A 16,064-nucleotide genomic window follows, 5' to 3' on the forward strand; every position below is an offset into this window, starting at 1 on the left:
CACTTAGGCATAGTAATCTATTGATGATGACGTTTGTTGTCGAGAAGTTTCAACGCCATTGCCCACTTGTTCATCATTTTCGTCATTAACTGAATCTTTATTAGCCAATCTGCCTTGGCCATTCTCTTCGCTTTGATCTGCGCCACTGCCTGAGTCACCATAAGAAATAGTACTCTCTCCCATTTCAATACCTTGCTGCGCAAGCATTTCACGTAAACGCGGTAAAGATTGCTCTAACGCCTCTTTTGCTTGCTGGTTTTGTACAACAAAATTTATTTGAGCTTGTTCTGCATCACTTCTAATACGTATTTGCATACTGCCCATTTCGGGAGGATCAAGGCGTATCTCAGCTTCTTTATTGTTGATATTTAGCATAGAGCTCACACGCTCTTGAAGCAATTTTGCAGCATCACTTTTAACTATATTAATTGCCTGCATCACACCAGGATCAATACTTACCTGCTTGGTTTGAGCGGTACTTTGCAATTGCTGTGATTGCAAAGCTTGCATATCCGTTATTGATTGCTCATAGCTCAACGTATTGTAACTACTCAGCGTGCTCGCTTGTCCAGAACTAAATGCATTGGTGATCTGAGTAAACAGCTGCGTAGCACGGTTGGTTAATTGCTCCACAGTATTAGCGTTGTTGCGAGAACCTTCTTTAGCAGTGCCTTCTAATGGCTTGGCGAGTTCTTCGTTTTTAGCTGAGATAGCGGGTTTTGTTGATTCTTGAGTTTTATCATCAACTACAAATTTTTCGCTGTGTGTTTGAGAGTTACTGCCTGTATTTAACTTATCACTTACACCAGCAGCTATTGATGTTACTTTTACCGGTTGCGTCAGCGCTTCATCTATTGATGCCGTTAAGTCGTTAACCGTTTGTTTAAGCGAAGCTAATTCCTCGCCTTGAGGTTGCACACTTTTAATATAACTATTTAACTGAGAAACCAACGCCTGCTTTTCAGATTTTGTTAGTGCGTTAATTTCCAAATTAAAATTAGGCTTAGATTCAGGTTCAATAGACTCACTTTCATTTACATACTGCTCTATCATTTGCTTTAATGTAGCTACATTACTATTTGGCTTATCTAACGATTGAATTTGCGCGTTTAATTTATCAAGCTGACTAGGCGTCAAACTTTCAACTGATTTATCTAGCCCGCTCGTTGGCTTATGTTGATTAACAATAAGCTCTAATTCTTTGTTACCTTTAACTAACGCTTTTATTGGAGAGTCGACCTCTGTTAAAGGCTTTTTCTCAACGGCTATTTTTATATTGCTAGCTTGTTCATCTTGCAAGTTATCAGTATTTACTTTTTTTGATGAAATTATTACAGGTGTTGCATCTATAGGTGTTACATCATCAACCGGTTGCTTATTGTTCCCTTTTAAATCAACTTCTATTTTTTCGATAGCAGAACTATATTTTTTAACCGATGTATTAATTGTTTGGGCCGAATTAATTTGAGCTAGCAGTAAATCCCCAGGTAACAAAACGCCCTCATCTATTAATTCCTTATCTGTTAACTCTTTATCTATTAACTCTTTATCTGTTAACTCTTTATTGGGTAAATCATTATTGAGTAAATCATTGCCCTCAACACCCTTATTCTTATCATCTTTTTCTATATCAACAGAGATTTTATTAACCGTACTGTCATCACTCCTTTGTTGTTCAGAAGAGATCACAACCGTGTTTTGCGAGTCTATTTGAGCGTTAACATCAGTGTTGTTAGGCTGTTTAGATGATTGTTCGGCATGGTGCAATAAGTTTAAAAAACCAGAGTCTGAAGTGCTCTCTTTATCAACAGGTGTCTTGTCTTGATAAGCTGAATAAGAGTCTTGCTCAGATGTTGCTAAAGTTGAAATATTATTCATTGCCATAAATCACCCATAATATGCGGCAATGCGACACCGCACATTACCAAAAATTAAACCCTACTTAATATCTAAGCAATTAACATGCCTAACTTATAATGCTTTACGCCTTTGAAAAAACTGATTAGAAGCGAACTCATCTAGCATTTTCTGCTCGTTTTTAGCAATCAACACATCTGCTTTTAATTTCTGTTTCTCAATTAATTTTGCAACCGCTTTAGCTTTAATTTGTTGCTTTAACCATATCGCTTTACGTTGGGTTACCACTTGTTTTGCTGTATTAACAGTACTTCCTTGTTGGCGTATCGCCTCTTCTATTTTTGCAATAAAAGCATGGTATTGGCTAAACCCTTCACTCGATAAACCCGCTTGACCTTTTAGGTGTAGCTGCTGCGTGTATTCAAGTCTAAAGTCGTTTAAACCTCTTAATTTTTGTTGATTAGCCTGCAAGTTTTGATTAGCTTGCAAGTAGCTCATTCTCAACGTTTCTTCTTTGTCGTTTTCAAGTTTAAGTAATAAGTGCAATTTATTTTTTGCCATTATGCTTGCCCTAATAATTGCGCAAGACCTTCGAGACCGTCATCGTAACTAATTACGTCTCGCATACCTTGTTGTAAAAAAGCATTTACTCTTGGCATCATGTTAATAGCCTGATCAAGCATTTGATCAGTTCCTTTTTGGTAGGCACCTAAAGTAATCATATCTTTATTTTGTTGGTACATAGAATACACTTGTTTAAGCACCCTCGCTTGCTGCATATGCCGCTCAGAAACCACTTGAGGCATGACACGTGAGATTGATTTTTCAATGTCAATTGCTGGGTAATGACCACTGTCGGCTAAATCTCGCGACAATACGATATGACCATCTAAAATAGCTCGAGCAGCATCAGCAATAGGGTCTTGCATATCATCGCCTTCGCTCAATACCGTAAAAAAGGCGGTAATTGAACCTTGCCCTTCCCCCCCATTACCGGCTCGTTCCACCAGCGCAGGTAGCTTAGCAAATACCGATGGCGGATAGCCCTTTGTTGCGGGCGGCTCGCCAACAGCAAGCGCTATTTCACGCTGAGCCATCGCGTAGCGAGTAACCGAATCGAGTAATAACAGTACATTTAAACCTTGATCACGAAAGTATTCAGCGATAGTTACGGCACTTTCACAGCCTTTTAAACGCATTAGCGGGGATGAATCAGCAGGTGCTGCAACAACAACTGAGCGTTTGCGCCCTTCAACACCGAGTATTTCTTCAATAAACTCTTTTACTTCACGGCCACGTTCGCCTACAAGTCCAACCACAATGACATCAGCTTCACTGCCACGAGTCATCATACCAAGCAATACAGATTTACCCACACCAGAGCCTGCAAACAAACCCATTCGCTGGCCTTGACCTACGGTAATGACAGAATTTATTGCGCGCACGCCTACATCCATCGGCTGGCTTATTGGTCTTCTCGAAAGTGGATTTATTGTATTTTGTGCAAATTTTAAATGGTGTTCAGCATTAATACTACCTAGGCCATCAAGCGGACGACCTAAGCCATCAACCACACGCCCTAGTAAACTCATGCCCACAGGGAGGCCTAAATTATTGACTTGAGGAATTACACGAGCCCCGGGTAATACGCCTGAGATATGATCATTTGGCATTAAATAGAGTGTTTGGTCATTAAAACCTACTATTTCAGCATCAACAAACCCATTTAAAGTTTCTATTTTACACTGGCTACCAACAGGTGCACGCAGGCCTTTAGCTTCAAGTGTAAGGCCTACAACTCGAGTTAAAATACCCGCGACAGCAGGTGTAGGGGCTTTAATGTGTTGTTGATATTTAGATAAGCGTTCGCTTAACGATGCATTTTGAGCTGACATAGCGCGCCAAAATAATAGTTATATACCACTACTATGCAAAAAACTATCCAACGTTTCTTTGACACGGGTTTTTAGTGTCATATCAAGTGATGATTGCGTTGTTTTAACTTCACAGCCACCGCGTTCGAGGCTTGGCTGCGAAATTAACTGCCAATTATTATCTGTGATTACTTGCTCGCCATAACTTTCTTTGATGAAATCAAGATCGTCAGGGTGCAAATGAATTTTTACTTTTTCTTGCTCTACATTAAGCGAATCAATACTTTGCTTTAGTGTATGTAAAATAATGCTAGGCGACATTTTTACCTCTTGGTAAATTAATGCTTCAGCTAGCATAACCGCTAACTGTACAAGCTGTTTTTCAGCTTGCTCATCGACTTTATTTAACGGGTTTGTTAAATTATCTAGCATTGTACGTAAATTAGTTAATTGCTCTTCAATTAGCGGCTTTACATCTTCGTGGCCTTGGGCTTTACCAAGCTCTAAGCCTTCTTTGTGGCCGGCTTCTTTACCCTCAGTAACACCTTTGTCAAAACCATCAATATAACCTTGCTCATGTCCTTGCTTTATTCCCTCTTCGTACGCATCTTGCCTAATTCGTTCAAGCTCAGCCATCGTAAGAGAAGGAAGTTCAGGTTCTTGTGGCTCTTCTTCCTCTGGCATCTCTTGTGCCATTTCTTTTCTGTATAATTCTGAAAGTGGCGTACCGTAGGCTGTAGAGCGATTGCCAAAACTTTTTTCATCCGGCGCAACATCTGGTATCGGCCAATTTTTTAACAGTGCATCAGCTTCATCAGCATGCAGTGGCCGTCCTTTTAATTTACTCATGGTTTACAAGAACTCCTCACCACCGCCGCCACCAAGCTGAATTTCGCCTGAGTCAGATAAACGCCTTGCTGTTGATAATATCTCTTTTTGCGCGGCTTCAACTTCACTAATTCGCACTGGTGCCATTGCTTCTAAATCATCAGCAAGCATTTCTGCCGCACGTTTAGACATATTACCCAGTATTTTTTCTTTAAGTGCGTCGTCGGTACCTTTAATCGCTTTCATTAATACATCTTGCTGTACTTCGCGCAGTATTGCTTGAATACCCCGATCATCAACATCCATTAGATTTTCAAATACAAACATCAAGTCTTGAATTTGCTGCGACATTTCTTCATCGTGCTCACGAATTGAATCCATTAACTGCCCTTCCACGTTAGTGTCTAGGTAGTTCATGATATCTGCTGCCGCTTTTAAGCCGCCCATTTTGGCCGCTTGTGCACCGGCTTGACCGGCAAATTGTTTTTCCATAATCTCATTAAGTTCTTGCAATGCAGCTGGTTGTACTTCTTCAAGATTAGCAATACGCATTGTTAAATCTAAACGTACTTTTTCAGGGAATTGAGCGAGTATTTCAGCTGATTGCTCCGGTTCTAAGTAGGATAAAACAATCGTTTGAATTTGCGGATGTTCGTTACGAATAATGTTCGCCACTTGCTTTGAGTCCATCCACTTTAATGAATCAAGACCTTTAGCGCCTGAGCCCATTACAATTTGATCAATGAGACTTGCCGCTTTATCTTCACCTAGTGCTGCAGTAAGCGCCTTCTTAATAAAGTCCTCTGATTGAAAACCTATAGTACTAAAGCTTTGAATTTGTTCTATAAATAAGTTGTGAACAGCACTTATTTTGGCTTGCGACAAGTCATCTAAACTTGCCATTGCCATCCCTACTTTTTGCACTTGCTTAGGCTCAAGGTGTTTGAGTATTTGTGCGGCATCCTCCTCGGTTAAACTTAAAAGTAATATAGCCGCTTTATCTACACCATCTAGCTTATCAACATCAAATGCTGCTGGTAGTTGTTTTTGTTCTTGATCAGTCATCTTCTGTTAACCACGCTTTCACTACTTGTGATGATAGTTCTGGTTCATTGGCAACAAGGGCACGAATCGCTTTAAGTAAGTCTTCGTCACCATGCAGGTCTGGTAACTGTAGTGTACCATCGCTTGAGAAACCAATTGAAGCAGAATCAAAGTCTTTATTTAGCATATCTAGCGTACTGTCGCCAATATCAACACCTGAACTGAGTGCATCGTCATCGTAATCCTCTAACGTGTCGTCTGGATAAATTAGGCGCTTAAGCATTGGTTTAACAACAGCCATGATTAGCACAATAATAACCAAGGCACCCAGCCCTAGGCGAACCATTTTCAAGAACCAATCCTGCTCCCAAATTGGCAACTCAAGATTTAAACCGCTTTCTTCACGAACAAAAGGAACAGTAACCACTTCCAGTGCATCACCACGTTGCATATCAAAGCCTACACCACCTTGTAATAAGCGTCGAATATTTGACAATGCTTCTACAGAGCGTGGTGTCATGGTTGTTTCACCGTTTTCGCCTACTTTTGCTATATAATCAACCGCAACCGATACACTTATACGGCGTATAACACCTGTTTGTTGGCGTCTGTGTGAAATAGTCGTATCAAGTTCATAGTTACGCGTTGCTTCTTTATGGCTGCGACTTGGTGAGCTTGCTGTACCGGCACCACCTTCAGTCACGGATTCAGGAATATCGGAATTAACTGGTGGTTGATTGGTCAGTGCACCTGGAATACCGATAGCTAAACCACCAATATTATTTTCTTCAAACGTGGTTTCACTTCGCACTGCGGGTAAATCTGGATTGTAACGCTTTTGCGTTTCTTCGACCGCACTAAAGTCCATACTCAAATCAACTTGCGCCGTATAGTTTGCAAGCCCGACGATTGGAATTAAAATACTGTCTATTTTTTCAAGGTATTCTTGTTCACGCTTTCTCTCTAAATCGTATTCTTTACGCGAGCGTGCTGCCAATAAGTTTTGCGAACCTGAATTTAATAAGCGACCATTTTGATCTGTAACTGTCACACGTGAGGGCTCTAAGCCTTGTACTGCAGAAGCAATCATGTCTACAACTGAATCGACTTCTTCTCTATCGAGTGAACGTCCACGCTTTAGTGTTAACACAACGGTAGCTGAGGGCTTTTTTTCTCTGCGAGCAAATACATTTTCTTTTGGAATAGCTAACAATACTTTAGCGCGAGTAATGTTATTAAGTTCTTCGATTGTGCGTGCTAGTTGCTGTTCGCGACCATGCTTTAAACGCTCTCGTTCAAGACGTTGGCTTACACCAAAGCCCATATCTTGCATTATAATATCTGAACCTGAAGTCGGACCTTGCTCTAGGCCTTCTCGAGTCATTAGCAATTTAATATTTTGGTATTCAGTTTCATCAACTGACACCACATTACCATCAAGTTGATAATCAATTTTTTGCGCATCTAAAAAATCAAGCGTTTGAATAAGCTCTTCAGTTTGCATTTTACCAAGCGGGCGCATATCTGGCTGACGAGCCCAAATAATGATAAATATCGCGATAGCCAAACAAATGGCTAGTGCAATAACAAGTGTTACTTGGCGTAATATATCAACACCATTTAAAGCACTTAAATAGCCCGACTTTTGTTCTTGTTGATCATCACTATCACTTTGGTCGATGCCGATATCGCCATCAGCGAGTGCCAGATCTGTAGATTGATTAGATTGCGCCACAATTATTCTCCACTACCTAGTTAAACAGGCATATTCATAATTTCTTTGTAAGCTTCAACAAGTTTATTACGAACTTGTACCGTCGCTTCAAATGCAACTGAAGACTTTTGAGAAGCAATCATTGCCTCAGCGAGTGATACACTTCGGTCGCCCATTTCAACTGCTTTTACTTTTTTACTTGTGTCTTGTTGTAGCTCATGCACTGTATTTAGCGCATTACTCAACATATCACCAAATTGTGCAGAAGATGTAGAGTTTACCTGAGTAGGTATTTTATTAAGTTGATCATTACGGCCAGCTTCTAGGGCCATTGATTGCATTTCTTGAAATACAGCGCTATTTTGAATTTTCATAATTTATCTCTGACAATGCAGTTTACTATTACAGTCAATAAAGCATAAAACATGCCAAATAAATTAAAGTTAAAATACAAAGAGTTAGGTGGTATTTGGTGAGTCATAGTTTTGACAACCCTAAATTCAACGGCTTGAATTTAGGGTTTAAGAAAGGTTATGCTGGAAGAGAAATACCTAGATCACGCATTTGCGCTAATTTATACCGTAAAGTACGAGGGCTAATACCCAGCGTCTCTGCCACATCTTTTCGTTTACCTTGGCAGCGTGCAAGTGTTTCTAAAATGATGCGATGCTCTTTATCTTTAAGCTCATCTTTATAACTTCCGGTCTCAGCTGCGAGTAAATCATGCTTTGGCTGATCAGCCGTTATATTTTTTTCATCATCGTTTTGCTTATCATAATAAGCTGAACTTAACGTGCTTTTTTCTTTATTTTCTGTTGAAATCTCTGATGCTTTTTCAGCTTCGAGGACAGATGTAGATGTAGCGTCCATAACAAAATTACTCGGTGCTAAATTTTCAATGAAAATAGCATGTTCGTTTATGGTGTCGCCTGTTCGTAATATAAGAGCACGCTGAATCACGTTATCAAGTTCGCGAACATTACCAGGCCAAGTATGGGCCAGTAGCTTTTCTTCAGCTACTTTATCCAAATAAGCCATCGGCTCTTTGCTTTTAGTTATATGACGTTCAATTAAATGCTTAGCTAATATAACAATATCACCTGGGCGCTGACACAATGGTCTCCACATTAATGGAAAAACATTGAGGCGATAATATAGATCTTCTCTAAATTGATTTTTAGCAACCGCTTCTTTTAAATCGCGGTTACTGGTTGCTAATACTCGCACATCAAGCTGAATTGTTTTACGACCGCCTAAACGCTCAACTTCACGCTCTTGTAACACGCGCAGTAGTTTAGCTTGTAAAGCTAAATCCATTTCGGTAATTTCATCAAGTAAAATCGTACCACCTTGAGCTTGTTCAAATTTTCCTGGACACGCCTGGATTGCACCTGTAAATGCGCCCTTTTCGTAGCCAAACAAAGTGGCTTCAAGCATATTTTCAGGAATAGCTGCACAGTTAATAGCAACAAATGGTTCATTACAGCGATTTGATTTATCGTGAATATAACGTGCTAAAACCTCTTTACCAGACCCGCTTGGTCCAAGCACCATGACACTGGCTTCAGAACGTGCAACTTTACTGGCAAGTTCTAATAGCTGAATACTGGTTGGATCGGCAACAATAGGACCGTCTGTCTCTTTTGGTTTTTCAGGTAAATAGCGACTCACCATGTTCAATAGCACTTCTGGTGCAAATGGTTTTGCCATGTAATCAATAGCCCCTAAGCGCATTGCTTCCACGGCATCATCAATTGTGGCATAAGCTGTCATCATTAAAACAGGTAAGTCTGGATGATTTAATTTTATACTGCGAAGTAAATCTAGGCCGCTCATTGCGCCCATTTGTACATCACTCACCACCAATGAAAATGACTCTTTTTTTAGCAATAACATAGCTTGCTCAGCGCTATTCGCTGCTACGCAGTCAATACCTGACATTTCAAGTGTATCAATTAAGGCTTCTCGTAGCCCTGCATCATCTTCTACAACTAAAATAGTGTTACTCATAATGATTCCTCTAATTTAGATGCTGTACGAATTGGCAAAAGCAAACTAAAGCAAGCCCCACCGTGTGTATTATTATCAACTTCAACACGTCCTTGGTGTGCATGAGCGACAGAACTAACCACCGCTAAACCTAAACCCGTGCCTTGGCTTTTAGTTGTAAAAAATGGTTCAAATATTTTATCGGCTTTCCCTAAATCAATACCAGGGCCGTTATCGCTGACACTAATACGCACAAAGTCATGATCTTTTCTATCCGTTGATGCGCTCAAATGAACCTTGGCACCTGCCCCAATCACTTGAATACTGTTGTGTATTAAATTTTGTATAGCGCTGGCAATTGCTGTTTTATTACCCGTGATCTGTATGTCAGGCTCGGGTAAGCTAACGTCTAGCTCGCTTTCATTTAGCGTAACCATTACATCGGCTCCTACTTTTACTTCACTAAGTAGCTGCTGCATGGATACTTGCTCTACAACATGCTGGTCACCACTTTTAGCGAATAACAACATGTCGTTCACTTGGGTTTCTAAATCTTTTAATCGCGACATCAACTTAGTTTGAAAGGTATCACGAGAGGCTTCTGGTAAGCGCTTTGACCCTAAATTAGCAGCGTAAAGCATGGCCGCAGACAATGGCGTTCGCACTTGATGCGCCAATGATGCCACCATTTTACCTAGCGCACTCAATCGTTGCATATGAGCAACACGCTTTTGTAAACGGCGCGTTTCTGTTAAATCTGTCATTAAAATAAGTTGCCCCGGCTCTGGAGCTAATGCGGTGATGTCGAGCTTAATTAATCGACCATCTTTTAAAGAGACTTCATGACCATCATCTTGATGTGGTCTAAAAGAGCGTTGGATAACATTAAACCACTTTTCGCCTTCAAGCGGCTCACCTAACATATCCATAGCAATTTGATTCGCTTTAGCAATCAACCCTTTGCCATCGAGTACCACGACACCCGCAGGCATGGTATCAACCAAATGTGAAAGCCAACTCGCCTGCTTACGCAGATCACTTAATTCCCCAACATACTCCTCTTGAAGTAAACATGGGTTATACTGATTTGCAGAAATAAACAGTGGTTTTAGCACAGTAGCAAGGGCCATAATCAAATCTCTAATTGATGTCTATATAGAGCTAAATGCACAATTTGTACCAAAGTTTTATTTTATAATTTTCATCGTGTTACACAAAATAATGCGCGACATAAAAATGACGCCTACAAATAAAGAGTGACTAATGACAGAACAAAAGAAGTGCCGATGTCCATGGTTAGATACCACTAAACCTGACTATGTGGCCTATCATGATCAAGAGTGGGGCGTGCCGCTTTATAACGATCAAACACTATTTGAATTTATCACACTTGAATCAGCACAGGCGGGGTTGAGTTGGTATACCATTTTAAAAAAACGTGATGGATATAAAAAAGCATTTGCTAATTTTGATGTAGAAAAAGTAGCTTCATTCACACACGATGACATAGAGCGCTTAATGCTTAACAAAGACATTGTACGAAATCGTTTAAAAATCGCAGCGACTGTTAATAATGCAAAGCGCTTTATTGAGATACAAAAAGAGTTTGCTAGTTTTAGCAATTACCAATGGCAATTTGTAAGCAATAAGCAGCTGGTGAGTCAGTTAAATAATATTGATGATTACCCTGCAATTACAGAGGAATCTACAGCATTTGCTAAAGATTTAAAAAAACGTGGATTTAAATTTTTAGGACCAACAACGGTATACGCTTATATGCAAGCTTGCGGCATGGTTAACGATCACAGTAATGATTGCTTTAGAAAAAATGAAATAATTTCAGAGTATTAGAACCTATTTAGTTGTCCTAAAGTATTTTTATACTATATTAAAATTTAACTCACTAACTTACAGTAACCTCAATAAAAACGCTTCAATGAATTTAATACCAAAGGAAGTGACCCTTTTAAAAGTCAAATTTAGCAATAAAGCTTTGGCTCGCAATATGCATAATGTCTATCATATTAGATAATTAATAGAACAAGGCTAGAATAATGGTACAGATAACTACGGAAGAAGTATTAGAAATAGATGATATACGTTACTGCTTGCTTAAAAGCTCTAATGTTAATACGGCGCATCACTATGAAATAAACCAAGGCTATACCAATTTAAATTATAGGGCTACCAACGCTTTTCGACGCGATATAATCAACACGCCATTAATAAATGCCCATAAACATGTCGTAAAAAATAATGTACCTGAGCTTCTGTGCGATACTTTAATTTCTGAATATAATAAAGATAAAGAAGCACTAAAAGACCCCGCTATATTAAAGTCATTTTTGCCTTACATATTAACGCAAGAAGTAGATGACCATCTAAGATCTTATTTTAAAAGTGAATATTGTGTATTGTGGTGGGCAATGCATAAACTTGAAGATGACATAGAAAAAGATACTTACTTTTCAAAGTGGCATTGTGATGGCGGTCCTAAAAATCACTTAAAACTTATAACCTACTTAAATGGTTATGATGAACACGGCAGTAGCACCGCAGTATTAGACAAAGAATCCACAGATAAACTCAAAGACATTGGCTATATATTTAATAATATAAACAAGAGAAATATAGACATTGCTCCTTTGTGCAAACATTACGACATCAATTTTTCGCCAAGTTTGATTAAACCAAATAAAGGGGACTCAATTATTTTCAATCCCCATCAACTTGCCCATAAAGCAATGCCTGCGAATAAAGGGAAAGCTCGCTATTCTTTAACATTATGTTTTTTACCTAGTGAACTGCACTGGAAGAAAGTAGCCGACGAACACTTTACCCCTGGGACAACTTCTATCGCATTTGATGGGTTCCCTGAATTAACTAAAACATTTATTAAACGCAATGACGATGACTGTATTGATATTGCGTTAGATAATAAAGTTACTAACTTGCGACATTTGGCTTACCTTTTAAAAGCGATTATTAAAAATAGTGCCATCGAAAATATGTTTCTTGAACATATTCAAACGAATGACCCCGAGCTTAAATACCACAATACGCTATTTGACCTTATTAAGTTTATTAAGCAATCTATCATTGAGCAATTTAAAGCCGATTCGATTACAGAAGAAATATGGTCTGAGGCACTCACTAATATTTGTGAGTATGAACGAAATTACATTGATAGTTGCGCCCGTTACAACGCAAATAAAAAACCCGACCCTAGCGCCGTCTTTTGGCCGAATCCAGATCACCCAACCCGCCCTTTATCAAAATATAATGCGCTGCCTTATGTTAATAAAGTACCGATTATGGATATGGATACACCCATAGGTTCGGCAGGAAGTTGCTTTGCCTTTGAGATAGCCAAATTTTTTCAACAAGATGGTTATAACTACGTCATTACAGAGCGAAATGATAATCCACAGAGCGGCTTAGTGATCGATGGTTATCAACCTGGGGACAAGTATGCCAAGTTTTGTGCAAACTATGGAATACTGTTTAATACGCCGAGTTTTAAACAGTTAGCAGAAAAAGCATTTGGTATTAAAAAGTTTGATAAATTATTATTTCAATCAGAAACTGGCCATTACGTAGATCCATACCGTGAAAATGTATTTTTTAACACCAAAGAAGCCTACCTAGCTGATTACGATAAGCATATTCAAGCCGTTAAAGATTCATTTTTAAGCTGTAAAGTGTTTGTCGTTACATTGGGGTTAAATGAATGCTGGGAGCTTCCAGATGGTACTGTTATGTCTAGAAACCCTAGAAATAACACCTATCAGTTTGTAAAACACCGAACGCTAACGGTCGAAGAAAACGTAAATAATATTCAATCTTTTTTTGATATCATTAAACAATATAATCCTGATTTTAAACTGATAATTAGTCTTTCGCCGATTCCTTTTTTAGCTACAGGCAGAGCGGATACTCATCATATAATTACAGCAAATACGCATTCAAAAGCCGTTTTAAGAGTTGCAGCTGAAGAGTTGGTCAATAATAATGAGGATATGTATTACCTTCCTAGTTATGAGTTGGTGACCGAATGCACTGAAGATGCCTGGAACTCTGATACACGACATGTAAAACCTGAAACCGTTTCAAAAGTAGTTAATATGTTCAAAGAAATATTCGTTAAGTAACCTGAGATCTGGTTAAGAGATTTACTAACGCATTGAATTATTGTTATATTTAAATTTATTTTCTCTAGCCAGAGATTTTCTGTGAAAACAAGGCGAATTTACGCGCCAATAGCTGGCCTATTGCAAGTAAATTCAACGCAGTTAGCGCTTAAAATAGCTGCTCGAGATAGATTTATTATCCAGAGTTCAGGTTAAGTAATCTAAAAATTTAATGAAGCATTAGAAGCAACGACTCTTTGGGGATTACCAAGTAATGTGCTTTTAGAAAAGAAGATATTGATTTTATGCGGTTATTTTCGATGAGAAAATAGCCGCGATTAAATCGCCCTAGATTGAACAAATTTCAATCCACAAAGGTCAACACGCCCTAGTCTCTCGATAGGTTATACTTTTTCATTTTTTCAACTAAGGTTGTTCTGCGTACACCTAATATTTCAGCAGCACGAGCAACGACGTAATCAAAACGCTCTAGTGCTTGGGTAATTAAGCTAATTTCAAGCTCAGCTAAATACTCTTTAAGTTCGATCCCGTCACCGGGTAGTAAACCACCTCCAGATTGGTTGAATTCAGGCTCAGGCTCTTCGTCATAATCACTAAAACCAGTACTAAATATATCGTTAAACGCATCTTTTTCCATTAACTCTTCTGGGTATTCTGGCTCGTATGCTTCAACCTCAATATAACGATATTTATTAGGTAAATCAGGAATATCAACTACCTTTTCAGGGAACATAATCACCATGCGCTCAACTAAATTAGCGAGTTCACGAATATTCCCAGGCCACGCATGCTCTTTTAGACTATCAACTGCACGCTCGGTAAATTTAGCCGTAGATCCTGTTTGATCATTAACACGGCGCATTAACTCTTTTAGCAGCAATGGAATATCATCAGCGCGCTCACTAAGCGATGGATTTTCGATAGGAAATACATTTAAGCGATAGTATAAATCTTCACGAAAACTACCTTCTTCAATCATATTTTCTAGGTTACGATGCGTTGCAGCAATTACACGTACATCTGCCTGAATCGCCTTAGTACCACCAACACGTTCATAGCTGCGCTCTTGTAAAACACGCAATAACTTTACTTGCATTTGCAATGGCATATCGCCTATTTCATCTAAAAATAGCGTGCCACCTTGTGCTAGTTCAAATCGGCCTTTACGCGCCGAAATAGCCCCTGTAAATGCGCCCTTTTCATGGCCAAACAATTCACTTTCTAAAAGTTCAGCTGGGATCGCACCACAATTGACTGGCACAAACGGCCCAGCGCTTCTTTTTGATAGCAAATGTACATTGCGTGCAACAACTTCTTTGCCAGTTCCCGATTCGCCTAAAATTAAAACATTTGCGTCAGTTTTTGCAACTTGCTCAATTAAAAAGCGTACATCCTTAACTGCATCGGTTTCACCCACAAGGCCATCAAAAGTTTTATGCGGTTTAGAGTGTTTATGGTCACTGGGAAGCATTCGCTGATATTGCTGACAATCGTGAAGCAACTGCGTTGTTACTTCATGACTAAATGGCTCACAAATAAGTCCGACTACATTAGCGATACTAAGTAATGGTTTTAGCGTTTCGCCTATTAGCAAAAATGGCAGTGTTGGATAACACTTAATTAAGCTTTCATGATCGAGTGATTGCAAGGCACCTAAAATTACAATGCATTCTTTTTGTTGATACTTCGCACATTCTTGCTCAAAATTTGCTTCGTCTAAAAGTTGAACTGCTTCACCAATAAAAGTAAGTGATGCATTTAACCCTATCGAGCGGTTGTTATTATTATCTAAAATCAAGATCATATATAGCGAGCCATAATTTCACTAATTTATTTATTAATGAAATTGTAAGCCAGTAAATTTTGGATGCAAGCACTAGCGGCAATTTTTTGACATTAACGCCAAAAAACAGACATATAAATCAAAAAAGCAGTACTTAATAACTAATTAATAACTCTTTACAATCTAGGCATGCACATTAAAGTACTAAAAAATGCTAATTTACATTAAGAGTGTAAATATACCTAACGACCCAACACACGCAAATAACTTGCAATAGTAGTTTTATATCAATAAGAGTAAAATATTTGAAATATGGCATGCATATTTTTTAAAGAAACAAACTTATTTGCCGATAAGTAAACGTTATGTTCATTTTGGAACTAAACTTGCTTAAAGTTTAAGTATTGTAATTAAATTTCTAGGAATTACCTATATGGCACACGCGTCGATAAACAAATACCGTCAAGTCACTGTAAGTAGCGTTAAAGAAATGACGCCTTACGACCAAGTCAAATTAGTGTTTGCAAATATTGTTGGTAAACTTTCAGCAGCAAAAGGCTTCATCCAGCGTAAAGAGTTTGATAAGAAAGGAATTGCTATTTCAGACTGTATTACATTGCTTGGGGCATTACAGCAAGTCCTGAATTTTGAAGGTGATAATGCAGTATCTACAAACTTAGACTCTTTGTACGACTATTGCCAGCGCACGCTTTTGATGGCCAATATGGAAAATAACATAGATAAGCTTGATGAAGTTATCGTGCTGATCAAAGAGATTAAATCAGGTTGGGAAGCAATTCCTCTAGAGCATAGATCTTAGGATT

General features: G+C 38.8%; 13 protein-coding genes. 3 read left to right on the forward strand and 10 right to left on the reverse strand.

The window, feature by feature from the left end:
• Positions 1-3 precede the first annotated feature (3 nt).
• The 9 genes from H5119_RS01430 to H5119_RS01470 all read right to left on the reverse strand — a co-directional run bounded on the left by H5119_RS01430 (position 4) and on the right by H5119_RS01470 (position 10,436).
• The gene (locus H5119_RS01430) at positions 4-1,884 is read right to left on the reverse strand and encodes a flagellar hook-length control protein FliK (RefSeq protein ID WP_220496088.1); all 1,881 of its coding nucleotides are present in this window, start codon (positions 1,882-1,884) and stop codon (positions 4-6) included.
• Positions 1,885-1,971: 87 nt separating this feature from the next.
• Positions 1,972-2,418: a flagellar export protein FliJ gene (fliJ, locus tag H5119_RS01435; RefSeq protein ID WP_077537245.1), complete on the reverse strand. Its 447-nt coding sequence runs from the start codon at positions 2,416-2,418 to the stop codon at positions 1,972-1,974.
• A complete protein-coding gene (gene fliI / locus H5119_RS01440) occupies positions 2,418-3,752 on the reverse strand; it encodes a flagellar protein export ATPase FliI (RefSeq protein WP_077537244.1) in 1,335 nt (444 codons plus the stop codon). Before fliI ends, fliJ begins: the two co-directional genes overlap by 1 nt.
• Before the next feature lie 18 nt (positions 3,753-3,770).
• Positions 3,771-4,580, reverse strand: a complete 810-nt coding sequence (fliH, locus tag H5119_RS01445) for a flagellar assembly protein FliH (RefSeq protein ID WP_182700930.1) — start codon at positions 4,578-4,580, stop codon at positions 3,771-3,773.
• A 3-nt stretch (positions 4,581-4,583) separates the two neighbouring features.
• The gene (gene fliG, locus H5119_RS01450; protein ID WP_182700931.1) at positions 4,584-5,624 is read right to left on the reverse strand and encodes a flagellar motor switch protein FliG; all 1,041 of its coding nucleotides are present in this window, start codon (positions 5,622-5,624) and stop codon (positions 4,584-4,586) included.
• Positions 5,617-7,338: a flagellar basal-body MS-ring/collar protein FliF gene (gene fliF / locus H5119_RS01455; protein WP_182700932.1), complete on the reverse strand. Its 1,722-nt coding sequence runs from the start codon at positions 7,336-7,338 to the stop codon at positions 5,617-5,619. Before fliF ends, fliG begins: the two co-directional genes overlap by 8 nt.
• 20 nt (positions 7,339-7,358) lie before the next feature.
• Positions 7,359-7,691: a flagellar hook-basal body complex protein FliE gene (gene fliE / locus H5119_RS01460; RefSeq protein ID WP_077537240.1), complete on the reverse strand. Its 333-nt coding sequence runs from the start codon at positions 7,689-7,691 to the stop codon at positions 7,359-7,361.
• Positions 7,692-7,848: 157 nt separating this feature from the next.
• Positions 7,849-9,327: a sigma-54 dependent transcriptional regulator gene (locus H5119_RS01465; RefSeq protein ID WP_138585398.1), complete on the reverse strand. Its 1,479-nt coding sequence runs from the start codon at positions 9,325-9,327 to the stop codon at positions 7,849-7,851.
• Positions 9,324-10,436, reverse strand: coding sequence for a PAS domain-containing sensor histidine kinase (locus H5119_RS01470; protein WP_077537238.1), 1,113 nt, complete (start codon positions 10,434-10,436; stop codon positions 9,324-9,326). The genes H5119_RS01465 and H5119_RS01470 overlap by 4 nt, the downstream gene beginning before the upstream one ends.
• A 133-nt stretch (positions 10,437-10,569) precedes the next feature.
• Here H5119_RS01470 and H5119_RS01475 point away from each other — a divergent pair, with 133 nt between their 5' ends.
• Positions 10,570-11,157 (forward strand): DNA-3-methyladenine glycosylase I, encoded by a 588-nt coding sequence (locus H5119_RS01475; RefSeq protein ID WP_182700933.1) that lies wholly within the window; start codon positions 10,570-10,572, stop codon positions 11,155-11,157.
• Between the two features lie 203 nt (positions 11,158-11,360).
• Entirely contained in the window at positions 11,361-13,457 is a 2,097-nt protein-coding gene (locus H5119_RS01480) for a GSCFA domain-containing protein (RefSeq protein WP_182700934.1), read from the forward strand.
• Between the two features lie 367 nt (positions 13,458-13,824).
• On the opposite strand, the gene H5119_RS01485 is transcribed toward H5119_RS01480, so the two are convergent.
• Complete coding sequence (locus H5119_RS01485) at positions 13,825-15,261, reverse strand: sigma-54-dependent Fis family transcriptional regulator (protein ID WP_182700935.1); 1,437 nt, start codon at positions 15,259-15,261, stop codon at positions 13,825-13,827.
• Positions 15,262-15,673: 412 nt separating this feature from the next.
• Between H5119_RS01485 and fliS the strand changes: the two genes are divergently transcribed.
• Positions 15,674-16,060 carry a flagellar export chaperone FliS gene (gene fliS, locus H5119_RS01490; protein ID WP_077537234.1) on the forward strand — a complete coding sequence of 129 codons (387 nt, stop codon included), beginning with the start codon at positions 15,674-15,676 and terminating at the stop codon, positions 16,058-16,060.
• The last annotated feature ends 4 nt before the right edge of the window (positions 16,061-16,064 follow it).

It is taken from the genome of Pseudoalteromonas sp. SG45-5 (genome assembly GCF_014164085.1).
In the GTDB taxonomy this organism is placed as follows: Bacteria; Pseudomonadota; Gammaproteobacteria; order Enterobacterales; family Alteromonadaceae; genus Pseudoalteromonas; species Pseudoalteromonas aliena.